The 24,140-nt window shown below is 51.6% G+C and carries 13 protein-coding genes; 7 read left to right on the top strand and 6 right to left on the bottom strand.

Features of this window, described 5'->3' with window-relative positions; genetic code table 11:
* On the bottom strand, positions 1-721 hold a 721-nt coding region (locus GOV45_RS17450; protein WP_254448033.1), incomplete at its 3' end, for a PA14 domain-containing protein.
* Between the two features lie 436 nt (positions 722-1,157).
* Here GOV45_RS17450 and GOV45_RS17445 point away from each other — a divergent pair.
* The 3 genes from GOV45_RS17445 to GOV45_RS17435 all read left to right on the top strand — a co-directional run bounded on the left by GOV45_RS17445 (position 1,158) and on the right by GOV45_RS17435 (position 4,473).
* Positions 1,158-2,138, top strand: a complete 981-nt coding sequence (locus GOV45_RS17445) for a glycosyltransferase (protein ID WP_170480125.1) — start codon at positions 1,158-1,160, stop codon at positions 2,136-2,138.
* 142 nt (positions 2,139-2,280) lie between these two features.
* Complete coding sequence (locus GOV45_RS17440) at positions 2,281-3,486, top strand: glycosyltransferase (RefSeq protein ID WP_170480123.1); 1,206 nt, start codon at positions 2,281-2,283, stop codon at positions 3,484-3,486.
* 3 nt (positions 3,487-3,489) lie between these two features.
* Entirely contained in the window at positions 3,490-4,473 is a 984-nt protein-coding gene (locus GOV45_RS17435) for a polysaccharide deacetylase family protein (protein ID WP_170480121.1), read from the top strand.
* On the opposite strand, the gene GOV45_RS17430 is transcribed toward GOV45_RS17435, so the two are convergent.
* From GOV45_RS17430 to GOV45_RS17410, 5 genes are all read right to left on the bottom strand, one after another.
* On the bottom strand, positions 4,474-6,051 hold the full coding sequence (locus GOV45_RS17430; protein ID WP_170480120.1) for a hypothetical protein: 1,578 nt from the start codon (positions 6,049-6,051) through the stop codon (positions 4,474-4,476). It lies immediately after the preceding gene.
* Between the two features lie 162 nt (positions 6,052-6,213).
* Positions 6,214-7,095 carry a class I SAM-dependent methyltransferase gene (locus GOV45_RS17425; protein WP_217362461.1) on the bottom strand — a complete coding sequence of 294 codons (882 nt, stop codon included), beginning with the start codon at positions 7,093-7,095 and terminating at the stop codon, positions 6,214-6,216.
* Positions 7,096-7,138: 43 nt separating this feature from the next.
* Positions 7,139-7,972: a CpsD/CapB family tyrosine-protein kinase gene (locus GOV45_RS17420; protein ID WP_170480119.1), complete on the bottom strand. Its 834-nt coding sequence runs from the start codon at positions 7,970-7,972 to the stop codon at positions 7,139-7,141.
* A gap of 12 nt (positions 7,973-7,984) precedes the next feature.
* Positions 7,985-9,547 (bottom strand): GumC family protein, encoded by a 1,563-nt coding sequence (locus tag GOV45_RS17415; RefSeq protein ID WP_254448032.1) that lies wholly within the window; start codon positions 9,545-9,547, stop codon positions 7,985-7,987.
* Positions 9,547-10,449 carry an ExeA family protein gene (locus GOV45_RS17410; protein WP_170480117.1) on the bottom strand — a complete coding sequence of 301 codons (903 nt, stop codon included), beginning with the start codon at positions 10,447-10,449 and terminating at the stop codon, positions 9,547-9,549. Before GOV45_RS17410 ends, GOV45_RS17415 begins: the two co-directional genes overlap by 1 nt.
* 995 nt (positions 10,450-11,444) lie before the next feature.
* Between GOV45_RS17410 and GOV45_RS17405 the strand changes: the two genes are divergently transcribed.
* From GOV45_RS17405 to GOV45_RS17390, 4 genes are read left to right on the top strand one after another with little or no spacing between them, the layout of a single operon-like run.
* Positions 11,445-17,867 (top strand): type I polyketide synthase, encoded by a 6,423-nt coding sequence (locus GOV45_RS17405; protein ID WP_170480116.1) that lies wholly within the window; start codon positions 11,445-11,447, stop codon positions 17,865-17,867.
* Positions 17,846-18,856 carry a glycosyltransferase family 2 protein gene (locus tag GOV45_RS17400; RefSeq protein ID WP_170480115.1) on the top strand — a complete coding sequence of 337 codons (1,011 nt, stop codon included), beginning with the start codon at positions 17,846-17,848 and terminating at the stop codon, positions 18,854-18,856. The genes GOV45_RS17405 and GOV45_RS17400 overlap by 22 nt, the downstream gene beginning before the upstream one ends.
* A gap of 2 nt (positions 18,857-18,858) precedes the next feature.
* Complete coding sequence (locus tag GOV45_RS17395; RefSeq protein WP_170480113.1) at positions 18,859-23,481, top strand: MupA/Atu3671 family FMN-dependent luciferase-like monooxygenase; 4,623 nt, start codon at positions 18,859-18,861, stop codon at positions 23,479-23,481.
* Complete coding sequence (locus GOV45_RS17390) at positions 23,478-24,137, top strand: 4'-phosphopantetheinyl transferase family protein (RefSeq protein ID WP_170480112.1); 660 nt, start codon at positions 23,478-23,480, stop codon at positions 24,135-24,137. Before GOV45_RS17395 ends, GOV45_RS17390 begins: the two co-directional genes overlap by 4 nt.
* The last annotated feature ends 3 nt before the right edge of the window (positions 24,138-24,140 follow it).

Genomic DNA, 24,140 nt, shown 5'->3' with positions numbered 1-24,140 from the left:
CGCTCGGTGTCCCGTCAAAGTCAATGTCGTTCAAACCGCCAACCATGAACGGCAAAGCGAAATAAGTGGCATGGAGTCCCTGGCGACTGCTGGTCGAACTATCATTCGATTGCCCTTCATCCTCTGAACCGTGATCATGATCGCCCGCGCCAGCGTCACCGCCAGAACCGTGGTCCGAACTATCTCCGTGGTCGCCTCCGGACGTATCCTCGCCACCTGTATCACCGTCGCCGGTGTCACTAATCTGATCATCATCTGCTGGCGGCGTCTCGATCTTAGAGAAAGCATCTCCTCCTATGAATTCACGTTCCCAACCGCTGTCGGGACCGGACCACTCCAATTGGAGTGTCGATCTTCCAGTGCTGTCAAAATACCGCACCTCAATTTCATGAGCGCCTTCGGATAAATCTAGGGTGACTTCGCTATTCCGGCCTCCGCGTCCACCGAGGTTTTCCGCGACCAGTTCACCATCAAGATACAACATCGCGTTGTTGTCGGATTTCAGAAAGAACGTGTACGTCCCTGCCTGATAGACGTTTAGATCTCCATGATATCGAGCCGCGAAATAATTCTCCGCGCCGCCCTCCCAGAAGTCGCCGCGCATACGCTTGATGTTCAGCTCTTCAACGGAGGAGGTGTCCGTAGGAGCACTGCCAAAGTCGACGTCTTCGAGGTTGGTGTAACTCGAGTTCAGCGAGAAATAGTCAACATGAAGTCCCATGATTTCGCCCGTTCTTTCCAATCCTGCATATTCAGGATGATTGTTTCCACATACTGGCGTAAGCGAGGTTTTGGTACGGCAAAACTATGACAAACGGTTGGCGCCAATTCTGCCGTTTGTAACTTAGAAACAAGTGAGTGGTTTTTTCTAAGTGCTGCGAGCCATAAACCTCGGCTTCCCCCCTGGTAAAAGACGGATTCTGACGCACACAAAACGTCGCATGGCGTATTTGCCAAATGATTCCGCATATTTACTGCTCGCCCATCACTATTGCGGTACAACCGCATTCCTTTTCATTGAATTGTTTTAATTTTGAACACAGTGCAAGTTGTGGAGCTAAGAAACATTGACGGCAGGCGAGTTGCAGCGCAAATTTTTGCACATTGGGCACAATTATGCCTATTTTTGAGTGCTTTTTCTCCGCTCGGGAGTTGTTATGAGCCGCGACTCATTGATCGGGACTGTCGTAATTGGTCGAAACGAGGGCGCCAGATTGGTGGCTTGCCTCAATTCGATCCCAGAAAATGTCACACATGTGGTGTACGTTGATTCGGGGTCCACAGATGAAAGCATCGCACAGGCTGAACAAGCGGGCGCGACAGTCGTTCAGTTGGATATGACCCAACCCTTTACAGCGGCCCGAGCCAGAAACACTGGGTTTCAAAAACTTGTGTCTCTTTCAGATGTAGAGTTTGTTCAATTCGTTGATGGTGACTGTGCGTTGCAACCGGGATGGTTCAAAACAGCACAAACATTTTTGAAGCAAACGCCAAATGCAGCCATAGTCTGCGGACGCAGACGCGAGCGATTTCCAGAGCGGACCGTATTCAACAGGCTTTGCGATATGGAGTGGGATACACCTATTGGGCAAGCCGACGCGTGCGGGGGTGATGCTATGGTAAGGGTTGCGGCATTTGAACACTTTGAAGGTTTTCGCGACACAATGATCGCTGGGGAAGAGCCCGAACTGTGCGTCCGCTTGCGTGCACAGGGATGGCAAGTTTGGCGGCTGGATGCTGAAATGACCTTGCACGATGCAGATATGACCCGCTTTGACCAGTGGTGGAGGCGTGCCCGACGTAGTGGCCACGCTTTTGCCGAGGGCGCGTTTATCCACGGTGCTGCTCCTGAACGGCACAGCGTCCGAGCTGTGCGGCGCATCCTTTTGTGGGGAGCTATTCTGCCATTGGCACTATTTTTTGGGGCAACCATTTTTTCCCCGTGGCTTTTGCTTGGGCTTGTAATCTATCCGCTTCAAGTTTTCCGTATTGCCCACCGTGAAGGGTGGAACAGTCGCGTCGCGTGGGAGTATGCATTCTTCTTAGTTTTGGGGAAATTCCCTGAAGCACTGGGTATACTGGAGTTTCATGTCAGACGATGGCGTGGAAAACCTGCGGGAATTATCGAATATAAGTGAGAACAGAGCATGTGCCTTGATTTACTTTTCTCGTGGATTTGACGACTTTCTGCCGTCTTGAGATCGTAGAGGAATTATTGAAAGGCCACTGCAAACCCAATCACGGTTCTAACATTAAAGAGTTTTTGTCTAAGGTAGTTTCATGCGCGTTGCTTATCTGACCAACCAGTACCCGAAAGTAAGCCACACGTTCATACGGCGTGAGATCAACGAGCTTGAAAAACAGGGCGTAGAGGTCGAACGGTTTGCATTTCGCGGCTGGGACGCCGAGATAACCGATGCACAAGATGAATCAGAGCGCGAAAAGACCCGCTATACATTGCGCGACGGATTATGGGCGCTTACCAGATCAGCGATGAAATGCGCGTCAGCGGACCCCGGGTCTTTCTGGAACACACTTAAAATGGCATTGTCGCTGTCTCGCAACTCGACGCGGGCTTGGCCTTACCACCTTATCTATCTGGCGCACGCCTGTCAGATCAAACTTTGGTTGGACCAAAACCCGGTCTCACACATTCACGCACATTTCGGAACGAACCCCGCTGAAGTCGCGCTCTTGCTTCAGCAATTAGGTGGGCCTGAGTTCAGTTTTACGATTCATGGTATGGATGAAGCTGACAATGCTCCCAAGTTAGCGTTTGATAAAAAAGTTGGCCTTGCACAATTCGCAGTCGCTATCAGCGCATTCGGTCGAAGCCAGTTGATGCGGCATGTCTCGCCAGACGACTGGGAAAAAATAAAAGTAATACACTGCGGTTTGGAAGATGACGCATTTACGAAAGTTGATGGCATCGAAGTTGTGTCGGATCCTTTCCTGCTTTGCATTGGACGCCTTAGTCCTGAAAAAGGTCATCTAATATTGTTGGACGCTTTTGTGGACGTTCTAAAAGATCACCCGCAGGCAAGGTTGGTTTTGGCTGGTGATGGTGAATTGAGACCGACTATCGAGGAAAAGATCGCCCAGTTGGGCATTGAATATGCGGTGCGCATCACAGGCTGGATATCGTCAGAACAGGTTCGCGAAGAAATCAAGCGCTGCCACACACTGGTGCAACCAAGCCTGATCGAAGGAATACCCGTTGTCATCATGGAAGCCATGGCTCAGGCACGAACCGCCATTTCAACGTATGTAGGCGGCATACCTGAATTGGTACAACCTGACAGAACTGGATGGCTGGTGCCTGCAGGTGACACCCTCGCACTGGTGACGGCCATGTCCACGGCCTTGAGTACACCTGAAAAAGACAGACTGAAAATGGGACGGCTTGCACTGGAACGTGTTAAGGAACGTCATCAAATAGGAATAGAAGTTGCCAAACTGCGCGCCTTGTACGCAAACCAAGGTTGAGTGATGGGTATTCTGAAACAAACTGCTATTTCAGTTCTTAGTGGAGGCCCTGTTTATTTAGCGCTACGAACGTACGCTCTGCGCAAGAACCCTACTCTAATTCTATGCTATCACACCCTTGGTCCCGATAACGAAATTATGGATGCATGGACTGTAGCTCGCGCATCGCAGTTTCGACAGCATATTAGATTTCTTCGGCAACATTTTAAAATCGTAGGCTTGGATCAAGCACTGAACCCTGAATACAAGGAAGACAAGCCGCGCGCCGTGCTTACGTTCGACGACGGCGATATTGGGCTTTTTACTCATCTTTTGCCCATCATCGAGGCCAAAGGCCTTCCAGTTACTCTCTACGTTGCGACCGAGCAAATTGAAACTGGCAAGGCATATTGGTTTGACCGCATCATGAATGCGCTGCAAGCGCCGGGTGAAACCGAAGTGACGATTGAATTCAGCGGACGTCGCAGCTGGACAGTGGGACCCGAGACCGGGCCTGAACGGTGGGCTATCATTTCGGATATTCTCGAGACCTTAAAACAAGTGTCACCGGAACGGCGGGAGGAATTGACACAATCAATCCTTGAGCAGGTCAAAACCCAACGCACAGACTTTACAAAATTGGAGCCATTATCCCGCGCACAACTCGAGGAACTGGCGATAAATCCCAATGTCGTCATTGGGTGTCACAGTCACTGCCATAACCTTTTGGATCAGATACCGCTGGATCAAGCGGAAGAAAGTATCCGCAAGTCACGATCATTGCTTCAAAGTTGGACTGGTCAGTCTATAGAACATTTTGCTTATCCCAATGGGAACCACAGCCCTGCCCTGCACCAAATCGTGCGCCAAGCCGGTTTTACTTCTGCCACGATCTTGGGTCAGACGCTTTGCCAGCCATCCCAAGACAATGTGTTTGCCTTGCCGCGCGTTCTAGTCGGACGTTATGACAGTCTTAAGCGGCTACGTCTCAGATTCATCGGCTATTGATCATGAGTCAGAGTAAGATGTCCGTCGCAACACTCCTAAATCAGCAGCTTCGTCTTTGATGACGACTTCAAATCTGCGTGCAAACTCGGTGTCGCGGAACCGTTCTTCTATGGGCCAGTCCGCCACATCGCTCCAATCGGCAATAAACTGAATTTCGCTGCCCAATACATAATTCAGTACGTCGCCCTGTTCCTTCAATGCCCTCAACGCGTTTGGGTTAACTTTTCCATCCAAATTGATCGTGCGATCACGCCAGTATCCCAAAGTTCCGGTTTGAACTGCGCCCACCCAGATGTCCTGTGGAACATTTTCCTGGACCCATTCGACAACTTGAAAATGACCCTGCTCTTTGACACCTGGAATTGCTAATCGACCGAGTAACGCCAGCGACAAAGCAAGCCCAGCAACCCCCAAATATTGAAGAACAGGTTGCGAGATTCTACCACGCGACCAAGTCACAATATTTAAGCCAACTACAACAGTGGCGGTGATCAAAACCGGGGACAATGGTGCCATGTAACGACTAATGAAATGCGGCGCCCCGAAGAAAAGGCCGTAATAGGTTGCCAGAAAAAATCCGAAAATCAGATAAGCCAAAACCACCAGCCTAATTCGACTGCCGGTACGCCAAACACTCGTTACAAATAGTCCCAGCACCACCACTATGATCAGTGCAAAAATGACAATCGACGGAGAAGTTTGTTCTAACGCAGTCGGAACCGGGAGCATCGGAAAAACATATTCAATCAATTTGGAAGGCAGCAGTGACAGATTGCTTCCGAAATTCGCGCCGTGCGATTGAGAGATACCGCTGATGGGGGTGATCCGGCCAAACAAAAGTTGATTATAAATCAGCCAGGGCGCGGCGAACACCAATGACAACAATCCTGGAGTAAACAGTCGCCCTACAACAGTGAAAAACTTGATGCGCAAGGCCAGTAATTCAAAAAGCCCCCAGACAAGAAAGATTGCCACAACTAGTAATGCACCGTCGATCCGGGCCAAAAAGGTAATACCGCAAAGCGCGCCCAAAAACATGCGATCTGCAAATGTGCTATCAGCCCCCTTATTCAGCACGCGACTAAATTGCAAAAGAGTCAGCAAAATGGTCAGTGTGTAAAGGCCTGTTTCTAACGCGTTCATCGAATGAAACAGCAGCAATGGACCTACAAACCAAAAGGCAGCTACCAGCCAGCTCCAAATTGGGTCATCCGTAAATTGCCGCAGTACTAAATGCGCGAAGCGCTGAAGCACAAAAACGGCAGCAACAGCTATCAAGGTTGAAATCAGGATTACCCCAACCAGGCTGTCCAGTTTGTCGCCATCCGTCAGCACATACGGAATTGTGAAAATGAAGGTTGCCAGAGGTTGAACTCCATTAGTAACAATGGTGCCCTCAGACACTGACATACCGAGGCCAATGGCCATATTGCGGGCTATTGTCAGCATCAAATAGCCATCTTCAGTAATGAAGAATTGTGCCAGCGCATCGTCGCCGGCAAAGATCGGGAAAACCCGATAAACCACACCTACAATTAGCGCTATGACAATCGATACTGAAAGAAGTTTTCTACTCATTAGCCACTCAAATCCGGTTTTACGGAGAACACGCGCATCTTGGGCCAATCCAGTCCAGAAATGAACAAGAAATGGCTAATTGTCTACCGCTTCGCACATTGATCATCCGAACTTGGTCCATTGTTTCGCCCTGCGCCGACAGAACCTGACCTTGGGTCCTTATCAGGGCTTAATATAGTGAAAGCAGGTTTCGGCACCGACCTTACAATCGGGGCTGCATTCTATCAGGCCTGCCCCTGTAAGCCACCTGCGCATGGCGGCGCGGCTTGGGTATATTGGCCGAGATGTCGATATATTGCCATGACGGGCAGGAACAATCCTTTTGCCAAAGAATGTATAGGAACCGGTATTAATAACTGTAAGAGCGTAGGCCCGTGCCAGTCCAAAACTGTCAGTAACAAATCCGATGTTGTTGGAACAGTAGCTCCAAAGGGTGGCTCCAACGATAATCAACTCGCCGCCTGGGCGTAGAACACGAAAGATTTCAGTCAAAGCGCGGTGAATATCAAAGTACTGGTGCGATGTAACACATAGCACAATGTCCAATTTGCTGTCAGGAAAAGGCAACGCCTCGGCCCGACCGTATTGGATATCCGGTGATCGCAACCCTTCCCGTTCGGCAAATACACGACCCATTTTAGCGTAGGCTTCTATGGGTTCGACACCGAGAACCTGTGAGCCGGCCTTGGCAAGTGACATCAGATTTGCGCCCATCCCAGGGCCTACTTCCATGACTATCCTGTCCTCAAAATAGGACGCGGTTAGGTGCGGTGCAGCTCCTTCAAAGGGCAAAACTTTGTCACGCTCTAACCAAAATGAGTACTCGCGACATGAATCCGCCACCATACTTCCCGCCGGTGTTATTTCCTGATTCGTTTCATCGATCCAGCCTAGCTCGACCGCGGATTGGATCGCTCCTGCAGAAATACCATCGATTTCCACTTTCATATTTTTTTGGAGCATATAACGGATCAGATCGCCAGAGCCTTCCCCTAAGAGCTTGGAGCGGATTTGGCTTTGATGTTCATCAGTCCACATCGTCATGTCCGCCTAATTTGACGTAATGGGAAATTTCCGCGCGGTGTTCTTAGTACCCATACGTATAGGCACGATCCAAAAATTGGCACTTGTTCAAAACCACGCCAAGCAGGTTGCTTTTCTGCAATATTTCGTGCTCACAAATTTTCATTTCGTCCACTGTCGAAGCTTCGGCAGCTGCCACCAATAAAACGCAATCAATTTGGTCCAGAAAGGCAGTCGTGTCGTCGCAGGTTAACAGCGGGGGCGTGTCGAACAACATGACGTCCGGCTCATATCGCGATTCCAAACCGTCGATTACTCGTGCCGCGTCCTTACCCTGCAGCAACTCCGATGTGTTGTGGGCTGGCTTGTAGTTTGTCGCAAAAGCCAACTTTTTCTGATAGCAAAACATATGATCTTCGGGTGAGCTCTCTCCAGCCAGCGCGGACGCGAAGTCGTTTTTCAATTTGACCCCAAGCATCCTTTCAATGGATGGATTCCGCATATCCAGATCAACCAGCATAGTGCGGATATCTCGTTGCCGAGCCAGTCCGAAAGCCAGATTAAGGGTTAAGGTAGACTTACCACATCCGGAACCCGGAGACGTGATCGCAACACGACGCCACTTGTTCTTGCGCAGTTCGTGCAATATCCGCGTTCGCATGGCATCGAAAGCCCCAGATTTTTCACCCGGTTCATGAGTCACTATTCTGGCTTTCTTGAACAACCTGCGGTTAAAGTCTTGAACAGGTAAGTCCGCCCAAGCCTGTTCGCCACGCGAAGGCACGTCTTCCTGTAATGGAGACGGCGCAACGAACATCTCAGGGTCGATAGGGCCCGTAGGTGCATTTTGTTCTCGGGCCTCACGGGCTTTTTGTATTGCTGACTGAATACGTTCCATCGAATTTCCTTCTCAGCCGCTTTCGGACTCGCCAGCCGAAGTACCGATTCCCAGCGTTTCATTGACTATCGAAATTAGCTGATCGATCGGTTCGTAGTTGATTTGAATGAGGTAAAGGATCAACCCTGCGCAAAAAATGGGTAAAAGGATAACCAATGTAACTAGCCCCCTTTTTGCAGCCACTTGCCCCGTAGATTGGATATAAGGGACCGAACCAAATATCGGGCCACCAAACTGTTCCTCAAGATCAGCGGGCCTACGGATTTTGTTGTTCAGAATTTCTAACAGTAGAAACGTAGCCCCCGCCAAGCCAAAACCGGCAACTACCCCAAGAAAAGCAATCAAGTTCCGATTGGGATCCGTTGGCTGCTGAGGAACGGCTGCTGTTTCAGTAACAGTTACTCTCTGGCCGCGTGACTGGGACTCGATCTGCTCACCTGTGCGCGCTTCAGCTAAACTTGCAGTTGCCTGAGCGTACTGCACACGCAAATTTTCATAATCGCGTTCAAGTGAACCCAAAGTTATCGCGTTACTGGGTGTTGCTTCAATTGAAGCTGCCAATTTCTGTAATTCATTGTCGTTTATCGAACGCTCTCTTTCGACAAAATCGATCTGCCCGTCGAGGTCCGCGAGTTGCAGTTCAAATGCTGTGATATTGGGTGCTGTTTCCGTTCCCAAGCCTAGTTTGATGTTTGCGGCCTCAAGCGCCGCGATTTGCCCGTCCAATGATTTTATTCTGGGATGATCTTCTGAATAGATCACCCGAGCTGACGCGCGCTGGTCTTGAAGCTGTCGCAACTGCCGTTGCTCTGGGGTCAAGCTCTCCCCCAAAAAGTCCGGCCGACCTGTGCGTTCATATACTTCAACCAAACGAGCACGCCGGTCCCTCAGGCCAGATAATTCCCGGTCCAATTGCACCACGCGTTCCTGCAAAGAAGTTTGCCTGTTGCGTCTGTACTCCAGGCTGTCAGGCAGTGAATCCTTGTTGGCTTCTTGATACTCTAGAATCCTAGAGCCCTGTTCGGCTAATTCCTGGTCAAGCCTAGCGACTTCTCCGACAAAAAACTCAAGTGTTTGACCGGCGACATCCGTCCGCAAAGCAGTATTCTGTTCGAGAATTTGTGCAACCAATTCATTGGTTACATTTGCAGACATTTCACCGCTAGGGGCGTCGAAAGAGACCGTTACAAAAAAGGCTCGGTCACGGTTGTTGTAAGTTTCCAAAGGGATTTGGATCGTGATCCGCTCTTGCATGTCTTTGACAATATTGTCAGGGGTTATGCTTGGATCGTCAGCATGAACTCCATAACGCTCTGATAAACTCAGTATATTTGATCTGGTCAACAAGCGCTGCTGAATAACCTCAAGTATCTCATATCCACTGGCCTGCACTGTTGAAGAGGCGAGATCACCAGGGATCTGAGGAGATTCAACGACCAATCTGGCCTCGGCGCGATACACCGGAGGGAGCGCAAACGCCAGTATTATACCAGCTGCGGCGCACCCAATTACAATCAACGCTAAATAATGGAAGCGCCGAAAGAAAAGGGACAGATAAAACCGTACTTCGCTCATCATGAAGGTTGTTCACTTTCTCTTGCGGGCAAATACGTGGCGAAGAATGCGCCATCGTCCAGAACCTTTTGCACAGTGTGCCCGACGACACTTTTGTTGCCCCGGGTGAAAGCATAGACCATTGAAAGGTCGCAGAGCTGATTCACCAAACGTGGCACACCGCCCGTCATCTCATAAATCAGATCGGTGGCGGCCCGGCTAAACATATTTCGTTTCGCACCGGCGACTGAGAGGCGATGACCAATATATTTTCGCACCGTCTTCGAATCCATTGAATGCAAGTGGAAGCTGGAAGCCACCCGTTGCGCAAATTGCCGCATTTTTGGGTGACGGATCATGTCAAGCAATTCTGGCTGCCCGACTAAAACCAGCTGTAATAGCTCATCTTTATTGGAATTGATGTTGGTAAACATCCTGAGCTCTTCCAGAGATTCCGTACTTAGGTTCTGGGCCTCGTCAAAGATAAGAATGACCCTGCGCCCCAGAGAATACTGTTCGATTAGATAAGTTTGAAATTCCGCGAACAAATCGACGTATGTCGCGTCGAAAGGCGCAGGTTGACCTAGCGACATTAAAACCCATCGCAGCAATTCTCCGCGATCACCATGAGCGTTCGAAACCAACCCAATCCTAACATCCTGATCAACGGACTTGAGGAGATGGTGAACAAGGGTTGTCTTACCCGAACCGACCTCGCCAGTAATCAAGGTTATAGGCGCGCGCGTCAGAATACCGTATTCCAGCATCGTAAACGCACGCTGATGAGACGCCGACCAATACAAAAAACTTGGGTCGGGCACGAGCGAAAACGGCCGCTCGGTCAAACCGAAGTGATCCGTATATATATCCAATGAGCTACCAGTTGTTTGGTTGCCAGGAATATGGCCTGAGCGAATGTTCAACTTTTTTACTCTTTTACTTACGGTGTAACCACATACCACACCGCATCTTTACGCCATCTTACAACAAAATTAGACGAGTTTGAGACGTCTGCCACGGATTTGATCCAGCCGATATGAACGCGGTCACAGAGTTGAGGCATGTTTCAAACTGCGATTCGCTCGGATTGGCCTGCTGGCGTTGGCAGATCACGCAACTTAATTTTGCATTGCACCTTGCTGCAGTCATTACTGAGCTCACCTGATAACAAACAATACTGCGACCTTGCAGAAAAGTCGCTCAAACTACTCGCTTGGGTTATCAGCCTATGGTGACCGAAGCAACATAGTGAAAAGTCTTCTGTCAGAGGTGGCGGATCAGAAAAGACCATTTGTCACGGTCTATGTTCGGTTTTTAGGCAATCCCTACCACTGGGTAATCAGTTAGAAATTTTCGAGTTAATTGAGAAAATCACATAAAGTTTCGCAAACGAAAACCCTGCCAAATTTGACCGGTGATCTTGCCAATTTTGGCAATCAACGAAATGCGGCCTCGGTTACACAATGCAAGAATTCAACCCAATTCCGCCCTCAAAGAGCAATTGTTTCTCGATTCATCTTTGTCAATCCCACCGATTCTTTCATAGTGGGTCAGTTGATCCCAAAAAGTCTTCAAATAGCGCCAAACAAAGTTGGCAACTTGTCATTTCCGTCGACTGCCTCAACGATCTCGACCGGCCGATCAAACAACGCGACAATCAGTAGAAAAAGCAAAGACTGTCGCTTATAATGCAGCAAAATGACACCAGTCTGGGCTACGAAAAAAATTTGATGGAATGGCCATATTTCCGGCTTGTTCCTTGTTAAACTGCTGTCATTGGGATCAGTTTCAATTCGAAAGACTTATGTTGAACAGTATTTGCTCACGCCAACCTAAAGACGCGATTTGGACCTTTGTAGTTTTTTAGGGTAAGCGTGACGCAGTGTGATGGGCGTTCTGGACACACTTGGTTATTGTTATGGATGGTTCAAAAGTGAGTATTGACGTTCGGGATGGCGACATCGCGATTGTTGGAATGGCAGCGCATTTACCTGGCGCGGGTTCGATCGAAACTTTCTGGTCAAATTTGCGGAACGGCATCGAGTCGATCCGTGAAATTGACAAACAAACACTATTGGATTCAGGAGAGGCTCCGCACCTGCTTGAGCGCCCTGACTATGTCCCATTTGCCGCTCCACTTGACGGGTTTGATCAATTTGATGCCGAGTTCTTTGGCCTCTCACCAAAAGAGGCCGCAATTATGGACCCACAACATCGGCAACTGCTGGAAGTTGCATGGGAAGCCCTCGAAAACGCTGGCCACCCACCCGAGAATTTCCCCGGCCCGATTGGCGTTTTCGCAGGTTGCGGGATGGGTAGCTACTTTTACTTCAACGTCTGTTCCAACCCGGATCTGGTCGAAGACGTTGGTATGTTCCTGCTGCGACACACTGGGAACGACAAGGATTTTTTGTCCACTCGCGTCAGCCACATTCTTGATCTTAAGGGCCCCAGCGTAAACGTTCAGACAGCCTGCTCGACATCATTGGTAGCAGCCCATTACGCCGTCCAAGCTTTGATGACGGGCGAATGCGACATGGCTCTGGCAGGTGGCGTCACAATCGAACTGCCGCAGAATCGCGGGTACATATACAAAGAGGGCGAGGTGCTGTCGCCAGACGGACAATGCCACGCTTTTGACCATCGCGCACAGGGGACTGTCTTTGGATCGGGTGCGGGAATGGTAGTATTGCGCAGATTGTCAGATGCCCTTGAGGACGGAGACCATATCTGGAGCGTGATCCGCGGGACCGCGATCAACAATGATGGCTCGGACAAAGCCGGCTATCTGGCACCGTCCGTGGATGGCCAAGCCGCGGCAATCGCCGAAGCACATCTTATGGCAGATGTAAAAGCCGACACCATCGACTACGTCGAATGCCATGGCACTGGCACCTATCTGGGAGATCCAATCGAAGTCGCCGCCCTGACCAAAGCCTTTTCCGAAACATCGCAAAAGAAAGCTTTTTGCAGGTTAGGCTCGGTCAAAACCAATATCGGTCACCTTGATACCGCAGCTGGCGTCGCGAGTCTGATCAAGGCTTCGTTGTCGTTGCACAATCGGCAATTGCCGCCCAGCCTAGGTTATGAAAAGCCAAACCCGGCGATTGATTTTGATCACAGCCCATTTTTGGTCAACGACCAACTGACGGATTGGGTACCCCGAAACGGACCACGCAGAGCCGGCGTCAATTCACTAGGTGTAGGCGGTACCAACGCGCATGCGATCCTGCAAGAAGCTCCCGCACGATCTGAATCGGACCAATCCGATTGGCCATTCCAGCTTTTGACTTTGTCGGCCAGAGGAAAAAAGGCTTTGGATCGGGGGTCGGAGTTGTTGACCGATCACTTACGCTCTCATCCAGATCAGGACCTTGCCGACATTGCATGGACATTGAAAGAGGGGCGGCGCGGGTTTGAAAAACGTCGGGTCCTCGTTGCAGAGAACCACGACCAGGCGATCGAGTTATTGCAGGAAAACGACCCCCGCCGAGTTTTCACGCATTCTGTGATCTCAGACAATCCGGAGCATGTGTTCATGTTCCCCGGAGGTGGAGCTCAATATGCCGGCATGGCACGGGACCTGTATGAGACAGAGCCGGTATTTGCAGACTGGATGGACAAGGGACTGGATATACTGCAGCCCATGTTGGACTATGACATTCGGTCTATCTGGCTGCCCGAGCCAGAGCAAAAAACCAAGGCCGAAGAACGACTTAAGAAACCATCGGTGCAGCTGCCGCTAATAATGATCACTGAATACGCACTGGCACAGTTGTGGATGGCTTGGGGGGTTAAGCCTGCTGCACTCGTAGGGCACTCAATGGGAGAAAATACTGCGGCTTGTGTTGCTGGTGTCATGTCATTCGAAGACTGCATCGGCTTGGTTCATTTACGGGGTAAGTTGTTCGACAACGTGCCTGCCGGTGGAATGCTCAGCGTTCCATTGCCAGCGGATGAGTTGCGCCCATTGTTGGGTGATCATCTTGATCTAGGCGCTGTAAATGCACCTGGTCTGGCCGTTGCTACGGGACCACAGGCCGCGCTGGATGAGTTGCAGGAACGATTGGCTAAACTTGATGTCGACTATCAACGGATCCCGATTGATATAGCGGCCCATTCGCGGATGCTGGAGCCGATTCTAAAGGATTTTGGCGACTACCTGCGTTCAATCACTTTGAATCCACCAAAGATTCCCTTTACTTCGAACCGCAGCGGGACGTGGATTACCGAAGCTGAGGCTACAGACCCTGAATATTGGGTACGGCACCTTCGTGGAACAGTTCATTTCGCAGACTGCATTGGCACATTGGCGGAAAACCCTGAACGCATCTTTATTGAAGTCGGCCCAGGTAAAGCTCTTGCTTCGCTTACTGGCCAACATGACAAGGTCGATGCAAATCAGGTGATTGGAAGTTTACGTCACCCCGACGACACCGTTGCCGACGATGCGTATTTCATGGCCATGCTTGGACGGATCTGGGCATTGGGCGGTCGCATTGACTGGAGCCAGATTTGGGGAGAGGCACACCGCAACCGCGTTCCGCTTCCGACCTATGCCTTCCAGCGTTCATCTTATTTTATCGAACCCGGCAAGGCAGCAGCGGCAGAGTCCAAATCTCAGTGGTTGATGCGCTCAGAAAATCCCGAGGATTGGGGGTACCGCGTTGCGTGGACACCGCGATACGCAAATTGCGATATCGATGTCACAGGCGATCTGACCGACACTAAGGCTGAAAACTGGCTGATTTTTGCGGACAAGTCAGGATTGTGCGACCAAGTCGCGTCTCGCCTGCGCAAGGCAGGGCATTCGGTAACAACTGTTACAACAGGCGACGCCTTTGTCCGGACCGGCGACAATGAATACCGTATTGCCCCTGAACGAGGTCGCGAAGGATATCAGGCGCTTCTGGCCGATTTAGCTTCCCGTGATCGCAGCCCTACCCGGATTGTTCACGGCTGGTTGTTAACACAAAGCGAAAGCTTCCGCCCTGGCAGCAGCTTTTTCCATCGCAACCTTGAGCAAGGTTTCTTTAGCTTATTCTTTCTCGCTCAGGCGATCGGAGAAGAGGACTTGCGCGGACCGATTCACATGAACGTCCTTTGCTCCGGAGCTTTGAAAGTCAAGGACGAGGGCCTGCCCCACCCAGAAAAGGCTACTTTGACCGGGCCGGCCCGTGTCATCCCGCGCGAATACCCTGGTATCACCTGCGGTGTGCTGGACGTCGACCTCCCTCAGCAGGGCGACAGGCGCAAACCACCCGAGATTTCCGAAGACCTTTCAAATCAGGTCTTGGAAGACTTACTTGCTGAACCCGGTAACTGGACAGCAGCCCTTCGTGACGGGAAACGCTTGGAGCAAGGATACCGCGCGCAACTTCTACCCGATCCTGTGCCCGAAGATCTTCCGCTGCGTGACGGCGGCACTTATTTCATTACTGGCGGATATGGTGGCATTGGCCTTACACTGGCTGAGGCACTTATCAAACGATGCGCCGCAAAAATTGTGCTTTTGTCTCGTTCCGGGCTGCCGCCGCGTGACCAATGGCCCCGCATTCTTGGAAACAGCTCTCCTCAAGACACCTATGTCCGCCGCATCCGAGCTATAGAACAGCTTGAAGCCGCAGGCGGACAGATCATGACCGTCACTGCAGACGTGTCGAACGTTGAGGAAATGCGGGCTGCCATAGAACAGGTTGGAAAGGAATTTGGCGCGATCAATGGCGTCATCCACGCTGCTGGCTTAATCGATGACGCGCCCATCATGACAAAGTCGATGATGGAAATAGAAGACGTTTTCACGCCAAAGGTTCATGGCACGCAGGTGATCGATCAGTTGTTTCCGGACGGATCCCTCGATTGGCTTGTACTGTTCTCTTCTACTTCTACGGCAACGGCCCCAATCGGGCAGGTCGATTATGTCTCGGCGAATGAATATCTTAATGCCTATGCCCGCTCGAGATCTGGTGACAAAACAAAAGTCACAGCAATTAACTGGGGTATCTGGTCCGATGTGGGCATGGCGGCAGACGCAATGGAGGCTAGAACAGGTGGTACGCCTGCTCCAAGCGAACCGACCGACGTCCCGATGCTGGATGAAGCGACATTCGACCGCGCAGGGAACCGGATTTTCACCGCGACTTACAACGCCAACAATCGATGGTTCTTGAACGAACACAGAACCAAGGCAGGCGATGCACTAGTCCCAGGAACCGGATATCTGGAAATGGCCACCGAAGCGCTTAGCGTACAGGGCGAACTCGCACCGTTTGAAATTCGCGACCTTTACTTCCTGCGACCTCTGGCCGTTTCCAACACTGAACATCAAAAAGTCCGGCTGCGTTTACCTCGCAGTGACGTCGGGTATGATTTTGTTGTCGAAAGCGCGGCAGAAGATTCAGCATTTGAAATGAACGCCCAGGCCAGTCTGTCCTTGATGCCCTTGGCCGAGGTCGAACCAATTGACATTTCTGCAATCGCCGCGCGGTGCGCAGAGGCCCGTCATGCTCCAGAAGGGGGACGTTTACGATCCTATCAGGAAGCGCATCTGGCTTTTGGTCCGCGGTGGAAAGTCCTGACATCCACGGCAATGGGTCAAGCAGAAGGGCTTGCCAGACTTGCGTTAACCGATGATCTACGCAGCGATGTGACGGACGGGTACCAATTGCATCCAGGATTGATGGATCTGGCAACCGGCTGGGCCATGGCGCTAATTGAAGGATACGAACCCACTCATTTATGGGTTCCGGTCTCTTACCGATCGATCCGCGTGTATCAACCCTTGCCCGCCGAAATCGTAAGCTGGGTTCGTAACGCCGGAGACAACAGAGCGGACGGCGAAGTTGCCAGTTTCGACGTGACGATAGCCACACCCGACGGATCGATTTGCGTAGAGGTCGAAGGGTTTTCCATCCGCCGGATGGAGGACACTGCCGGATTTGCATCTTCTGAAGCCACACCCGCTCAATCCGGTGAACTGGATACGCCTGCCCCACTGTCGCCAGCCGAAGAACGCCTTCGCCACAACTTGTCTCAAGGCATTTTGGCCAGTGAAGGTCCCGATTTGTTCTTCCGTGCTTTGGCTTCAGATCAGTCACAAGTAATCCTGTCTTCTCTCGATCTTGTCGGCTTGGTCGATCAGGCGGGTGAAACCACCGCTGATAACACCGGGTCCGACCAAAAGTTCCAGCGTCCCGAATTGGATTCGGATTTTGTTGCTCCGGAAAACGATATCGAGGTTCGTTTGGCAGGGTTTTGGCAGGAATTGCTTGGTGTCGATCAGATCGGGGTCGAAGACAGCTTCTTTGATCTGGGCGGTCATTCCTTGATCGCCGTGCGTCTGTTTGCCCAAATTCGCAAAACGTACAATGTGGACTTTCCAATCTCGGTTCTGTTTGAGGCTCCTACAATTCGTAAATGCGCCGAGCTTATTGCCGCACGTGGAGTTCCAAAAGAAGGCGACGAAAAGGCTGCAGACGATGCACCTTCTGCCCCTGAACGCCGGTTCACCCATCTGGTGCCAATGCATAGCGGAGAAGGTGGTCCGAAAACGCCATTCTTCTTGGTGGCAGGCATGTTCGGTAACGTGCTGAACCTTCGACATCTTGCACATCTTATCGGCACTGATCGTCCGTTCTATGGGCTCCAGGCTAGAGGCCTATATGGCGATGAAGAACCTCACCGCGATCTGCAGGAAGCGGCTCGCGACTACATCGCTGAAATACGTCAGGTCCAGCCACGTGGGCCTTATATGCTGGGTGGTTTTTCCGGTGGCGGAATTACAGCATACGAAATTGCGCAACAGCTTACGGCTGCAGGCGAAGAAGTCAGCTCTCTGGTCATGTTGGACACGCCTTTGCCTGTGCGGCCCTCAGTAACCCGTCGTGATCGCATGATGATCCAATTGCTCGAGTTGCGCGAACGTGGACCTGCTTACCCCGTCGAATGGGTCAAAAACCGAATTGCGTGGGAAATGCAGAAGCGTCAACCGGGTTCAACTGCCGAAGCCGACGGCCAGCAGTTCCATGATGCCGCTATCGAGGAGGCGTTCCTTGAAAGTGTGGCTGCATATCCGCTTAAACCTTGGTCGGGTCCACTTACCCTTTTTCGCCCGCCACTGGTCGGTAAATGGCAGGTCGCTCAGGATCGTCTAATCAATCACGAACGGGACTATATCACCCACGACAACGACTGGACACCATGGGCGCCCAAAATTGAGGTGTTTGAAGTCCCCGGTGATCACGACTCGATGGTCTTGGAACCAAATGTGCGGGTTCTTGCCTCTAGAATGAAACGATGCCTGGATGAGGCCGAGAAACGATGTCTGACCCCCGCCTCCTAACAATACTCCTGAACTACAAAACGCCAGAAATGACCCTGCGCGCGGCTGAAGCCGTTCGCGCGGCAATGGAGGGTATAGACGGTGAAATGATTATCGTCGACAACGACTCAAAGGACGGTTCGTTCGAAGAAATCTTAGGCCAGGTCACCAAACTGGGCTGGGACAAGGACGGCCTGGTCCGGGTCATTCAGTCAGGTCACAACGGCGGATTTGGCGCAGGTAACAATGTCGGAATCCGCTCAGGCCTGAGCGACGGGACGCGACCGGATTATTTATACATAGTAAATTCGGACGCCTTTCCAGCGCCTAATGCCATACGCTTGCTGCTGGACCATCTGGAAGCGACGCCGAAGGCAGGTTTTGCGGGTAGCTATATTTATGGCGAAGATGGCGATCCGCATCTGACTAGTTTTCGCTTTCCGTCAATTGCCAGCGAATTTGAAGGTGCAATCAATTTCGGACCGGTCAGCCGATTGCTGGCTGATAAGGCTGTTCCCGTCGCCATTCCAACCGAAACACAACCAGTAGACTGGCTGGCAGGCGCAAGTTTGATGATGCGCGAAAGCGTGCTTTCCGAGATCGGCGTCTTTGACGAAAAGTTTTTTTTATATTTCGAAGAAACAGATCTTTGCAGGCGTGCTGCACAGGCGGGTTATAGAACCGATTACGTGCGCTCGAGCGAAGTCATGCACATCGGTTCAGCGTCTACCGGAATGAAAACCTGGAAACGCGTACCGGAATATTGGTACGATTCGCGCTTGCATTACTTTGTAAAAAACCACGGTGCCCTATACGCGTCAGCAGCGACATTTGTGCATTTGCTCGGAGGTTTTTTACATTGGCTGCGATGCCTGATAACTCGAAAGGATCGCGGCGTTTCACCCTATTTTCTATCGACCTTACTTTGGCATGATTTGCGTGCATTCTTTCGCGCAGTGCTAAACCTGAACAAAAGGGCCGATACTGCAAATCCTGTTGTTGGAGAGTAACTATGTCTTTTACCACTGTCTTGATTGGCCACGAATCTCTTGTAATTCAATGTGGTACAATGCTGCGCGAAGCAGGTCATGGCATTCAGGGAGTGGTTACTCGTAACGAAGACGTCAGAGCTTGGGCCGAAGCTGAATCCCTACCCGTTTACACGCCGGGCCCGGATCTTGAGGAACGCCTCAAAGACGTTGCTTTTGACTGGCTGCTCAGTATCGCAAATCTCGACCTGCTGCCGCAAACCTTGCTTGACCGAGCGAGCAGAGGCGCTGTCAACTTTCACGATGGCCCTTTGCCTCGTTATGCCGGTTTGAATGCTCCGGTCTGGGCTATTTTAAACGGAGAAAGTCGCCACGGCATCACTTGGCACATTATCTCGGGCGGTGTGGATGAAGGCGATGTCGTTGCGCAACGTTTGTTCGACATCGATGAGGCAGAAACAGCCCTGACACTGAACGCAAAATGTTATGCTGCCGCAATAGAAAGCTTTCCGGAGGTCGTGTCGGTGCTGGCTAGCGACAAACCGTCACTGACACCGCAAGATCTTACTCAGCGTAGTTATTTCAAGCGAGACGCCCGTCCTGCAGGCGGAGCCCGGTTGGACTTCGAAAAACCGACCAAAGAATTGACCACACTGGTTCGGGCACTGGATCACGGCGAATATTGGAACCCACTTTTCAGCGCCAAAATCGAAAACAACGGCAGGCTTTGGTTGGTCGGAAAGGCCGTCGCCATAGCGAATGACACGTCAGACGCCCCTGGCACAATTTTAACTCGTGAGGAAGACAGTCTGACAGTTGCCACAAGTGACGGCGCCATAAGTCTAAGCGGGTTTCGCGATTGCTTCGGCGCCTCGGTTTCCGCCGATGCGGTAGCAAACGGCGCAACGGTTCTGTCTTCGCCCACTTCGGCAGATGCCCAATTGATCAACGCTGATTTGATTGCGGCGTTGAAGTCCGAACCATATTGGCGGACAAGGCTGGAAAATATGTGTCATCCAGACATTCCGTTGATCGATACTTCGGCGGAGTCTGGTGCGCCGCGCATGCAAACTTTGCACGTACCGAAAGGTCTTTCCGAGGGACAAATCAATGGAGCGTTAGCCGCATTGCTATGTCGGCTTGCAGATGCACAAGTTCTGGACGTGGCCCAAAGAGTTTCCGAGGAAAGTATCTACCTCAACTCTTGGGTGCCGGTTCGGTTTAATTCTGGTTCAAGTTTTACCGCAGCAAGTGCTGAGTTTGACGCCGAGCGAGCGCAGGTTTTGGCACGTGGGGCGTTCGCCTGCGACCTGCCGGCAAGGATCCCGGCTGAAGTCCAGACGCCGCGCATTGGCCTTACATCTTCTGTTGCTGCGGGTTTGGTGCCTGACACCAGTCTGACGCTGGCTCAGAACGGGGATCAGGTTGTCCTGATGGTGGATGGTGGGCATGTTAACGAATCCGCACAGCGCCTGTTATCGGCCCGACTGGAAAGCCTGTTGGAGGTATTGACTCAACCCGGCATGGCGCAAAAAGCCGTCGATGAACTGCCCATCCTGCCTGACCCCGAGCGTCATCAGATTATGTTGGATTGGAACGAAACAGAGCAACAGTACGACCAAACCTCTTGTGTTCATCAATTGTTTGAAGCCCAAGTAAAAAGCACCCCGACGGCCGAGGCCTTAGTCTTTGAAAATAAGACATATACCTACACGGAACTGAATTCAGAGGCGAACCGCGTGGCGCATGTGCTTCGCGACATGGGAGTTGGCCCGGGCAGTTTGGTCGGTGTTCACACAAAACGATCACCGGAACTGCTTATTGGGGCGCTGGGTATTCTCAAGGCTGGTGGGGCCTATGTCCCAATCGACCCTACCTACCCGTCTGACCGCATAGCTTTGTATCTTGAAGACAGTGGAGCTCAGGTTGTCGTGACCGATGCTGAGTTGGCGACAGAGTTGCCACCGCATGAGGCACAGGTTCTTGCATTGGATTTTGACCCGCGGATTGCCGGTGCGCCTACTGAAAATGTCGACAGCGGCGTGAATTCAGACGATTTGGCCTACCTGATCTACACCTCCGGGTCGACCGGCCGACCTAAGGGGGTAATGATCGAACACCGCAATGTTTCAAACTTCTTTACTGGCATGGACGGGCGTATTCGTCACGACCCTCCTGGTGTTTGGTTGGCGGTAACCAGCCTCTCGTTTGATATATCTGTTCTTGAACTTTTCTGGACCCTCGCGCGCGGCTTCAAAGTCGTTCTCAGCGACGACGAGAACCGGACACTGGTCGCTGGTGATGCGGATTACTCCAAGGCTATCACCGGGCGCGGGATGGATTTTAGCCTATTCTATTGGGGTAACGACGATGGAGTTGGACGGGACAAATATAAGCTGCTTCTGGAAGGCGCACAATTCGCAGACCAGAACGGATTTTGCGCTGTTTGGACCCCTGAAAGACACTTTCATGCTTTTGGCGGACCCTATCCGAACCCCTCTGTCACAGGCGCCGCAGTAGCCGCCGTCACAAACAACATAAGTGTGCGCGCGGGCAGCTGCGTTGCGCCCTTGCACCACACTGCAAGAATTGCCGAGGAATGGGCTGTCATTGATAACTTGACCAACGGGCGGGCCGGTCTAGCCATCGCGTCCGGCTGGCAACCGGATGACTTTATTCTCCGGCCCGAGAATACGCCGCCAGAAAACAAACCTGCGATGTTGGACTCGATCGCAACCCTGCGGCAGCTCTGGGCTGGTGAAACGGTAGAATTCCCAACAAAGTCTGGTGAAATGCACGGGGTAGTTACACAGCCACGCCCTGTTTCCAAAACTCTGCCAATTTGGGTAACGACAGCCGGAAACCCCGATACATGGCGCGAGGCGGGCGCTATCGGAGCCAATGTGTTGACGCATCTTTTGGGTCAAAGCATCCAAGAAGTCGCCGGCAAAATTGGCATCTATCACCAGGCTTTGCGAGAGGCTGGTCATGATCCCAAGGACTTCACAATCACTCTAATGCTGCACACCTTCGTGGGCGATGACCGTGAATCTGTGCGCGAAGCTGCTCGCGAGCCGATGAAAGACTATTTGAGGGCGGCGGCAGGGCTCATCAAGCAATATGCATGGGCTTTCCCAGCGTTCAAAAAGCCAAAGGGCGTCACCAATCCATTCCAATTGGATCTTGGCAGCCTGTCCGAAGACGAATTGGAAGGGATTCTGGATTTTGCCTTTCAAAGATATTTTGAAGACTCGGGACTGTTTGGAACAGTGGAAGACTGTTTGAACCGAGTCGAAGAACTGAAACGCATCGGTGTCGACGAAATCACTTGCCTGATCGACTACGGCATTCCAGTTTCGCAGGTCTTGGATGGCTTGCGACCGCTGGCAGAGGTGTTGCGCCTTTCCAACAAAGAAACCGCCTTGGACGACAGCGACCATTCCATCGCTGCGCAGATTATCCGCCATAAGGTCACTCATATGCAGTGCACGCCTTCCATGGCGCAAATGTTGGTTATGAATGACGAGGCGCGTTATGCTCTTGGTCATCTGAAACACATGCTGATTGGTGGCGAGGCCCTGCCAGGCGCGTTGATTTCGGAGCTAAATAAGATCTCGCAAGCCGACATTCAAAACATGTATGGCCCAACCGAAACCACTATCTGGTCGACAACTGAAATGGCGACACCCGTTGCAGGGGTTGTAAATGTCGGAAAGCCGATCGCAAACACGCAGGTTTATGTAGTGGACGATGCGATGTCACCGGTTCCCATCGGCTCGGTCGGAGAGTTGTTTATCGGAGGTGCAGGAGTCGCCCGTGGCTATTGGCAACGAGAAGACCTGACGGCAGAGCGGTTTGTTCCTGATCCTTTTTCGAATGTTCCGGGCGCACGTTTATACCGTACAGGTGACCTTGTACGCTGGCGGCCAGACGGCAAGCTTGATTTTCTGGGTCGTGCGGACCATCAGGTAAAGTTGCGCGGTTACCGCATCGAGTTAGGCGAAATAGAAAGCCTGCTGGATGCCTGTCCCGGCGTGCGTCAGTCAGTTGTTTTGGCTCGAGAAGACACGCCATCCGTAGTTCAGCTTGTGGCATATATGGTTACAGATGGGCCGGTATCGGATTCGACGTTGCGCACTTCGCTTTCTGAACAACTTCCCGAATTCATGGTTCCTTCACATTTCGTGAAACTTGAACGCTTTCCTTTGACGCCAAACAAAAAAATTGACCGCAAGGCTTTACCTGCGCCTACACCGCGTCGGGTAAGCGCACCGACCGACGCGAAACCGGCTCTGAGCGGAAGTACCCAGCAAATGATTGCGGCAATCTGGGAACGTATCTTAGGCGTTTCCGGCGTTACGGCCAGGGACAGTTTCTTTGACCTTGGAGGGCATTCTCTTCTTGCAGTTCAAGCGCATCGTGAAATTCGTGCGGAACTGGACGTTCCAACACTAAGTATTACCGATATTTTTCGTTGCCCAACATTGTCGGCATTGGTCGAGGTCGTGAAACAGAAAACCGGCGGAACTGTAGAAACAAAGCAACCAGAGGAAACAGCCGAAACCAAAGCCGAACGTGCTGCTGAACGTCAGGATGCGATGACAAGACGACGGCAGATGCGAGCGCGCCGCCAATCTTCTGTATGACGGATTTAGCTGCAATTTCTGGCTCAGTGCAGCAAATACTGGGTACAGAGTTCGGCGTTGCCGCTACTGATCCGAGTTTACCAAGCCCTGCGTTGTTTCCGGAAGAGGACGCGGCGATTGTTAGAGCCGTTCCAAAACGACGCTTGGAATTTGCAGCAGGTCGAGCAGCAGCCAGAATGGCAATGTCACGGATTGGTCTACCCCCCAAAGCGGTTCCAAAGGCGAATGACCGGAGCCCTATCTGGCCCGAAGGCCTTGTTGGATCAATCACCCATTGCGAAGGGATATGCTTATCGGTGGTGGCGCGAACACACGCCGCGATTGGCATAGGGATCGATATCGAACACAACACCGATTTGTCACCCGACCTGGAAAACGTAGTGTGCAGGCCCGACGAAGTTGCTTGGTTGGACCAACAGCCATCAGATTATCGCGGAGCGATGGCCAAGTGTTTTTTCTGCGTCAAGGAAAGCGCTTATAAAGCCTTATATCCGATAACGCGCAAAGTGATCGGGTTTTCAGCGATGCACGTCAGTTTCAACCTTGACGGCACTCAGTTTTTAGCAAAAACCGCTGGTAGCAAACCCATGAACGGTCACGTCATTCGGTTTCCTGGACATATAATTTGTCTGACAGTGATCCCCGTAGAGGACTAGGCC

Origin of the sequence: Ruegeria arenilitoris (assembly GCF_013035425.1) — a bacterium.
GTDB lineage: Bacteria > Pseudomonadota > Alphaproteobacteria > Rhodobacterales > Rhodobacteraceae > Ruegeria > Ruegeria arenilitoris_A.
Note: the sequence above shows the minus strand (reverse complement) of the source record. Positions and strands in the feature narration are given on the sequence as shown.

Excerpts from the sequence above, each read along its gene's own strand:
- GOV45_RS17445 (WP_170480125.1), top strand. The coding sequence starts at position 1,158 with ATGAGCCGCGACTCATTGATCGGGACTGTCGTAATTGGTCGAAACGAG.
- GOV45_RS17430 (WP_170480120.1), bottom strand. The coding sequence starts at position 6,051 with ATGAGTAGAAAACTTCTTTCAGTATCGATTGTCATAGCGCTAATTGTA.
- GOV45_RS17435 (WP_170480121.1), top strand. The coding sequence starts at position 3,490 with ATGGGTATTCTGAAACAAACTGCTATTTCAGTTCTTAGTGGAGGCCCT.
- GOV45_RS17415 (WP_254448032.1), bottom strand. The coding sequence starts at position 9,547 with ATGAGCGAAGTACGGTTTTATCTGTCCCTTTTCTTTCGGCGCTTCCAT.
- GOV45_RS17400 (WP_170480115.1), top strand. The coding sequence starts at position 17,846 with ATGTCTGACCCCCGCCTCCTAACAATACTCCTGAACTACAAAACGCCA.
- GOV45_RS17420 (WP_170480119.1), bottom strand. The coding sequence starts at position 7,972 with ATGGAACGTATTCAGTCAGCAATACAAAAAGCCCGTGAGGCCCGAGAA.
- GOV45_RS17405 (WP_170480116.1), top strand. The coding sequence starts at position 11,445 with ATGGATGGTTCAAAAGTGAGTATTGACGTTCGGGATGGCGACATCGCG.
- GOV45_RS17425 (WP_217362461.1), bottom strand. The coding sequence starts at position 7,095 with ATGACGATGTGGACTGATGAACATCAAAGCCAAATCCGCTCCAAGCTC.
- GOV45_RS17440 (WP_170480123.1), top strand. The coding sequence starts at position 2,281 with ATGCGCGTTGCTTATCTGACCAACCAGTACCCGAAAGTAAGCCACACG.
- GOV45_RS17390 (WP_170480112.1), top strand. The coding sequence starts at position 23,478 with ATGACGGATTTAGCTGCAATTTCTGGCTCAGTGCAGCAAATACTGGGT.
- GOV45_RS17395 (WP_170480113.1), top strand. The coding sequence starts at position 18,859 with ATGTCTTTTACCACTGTCTTGATTGGCCACGAATCTCTTGTAATTCAA.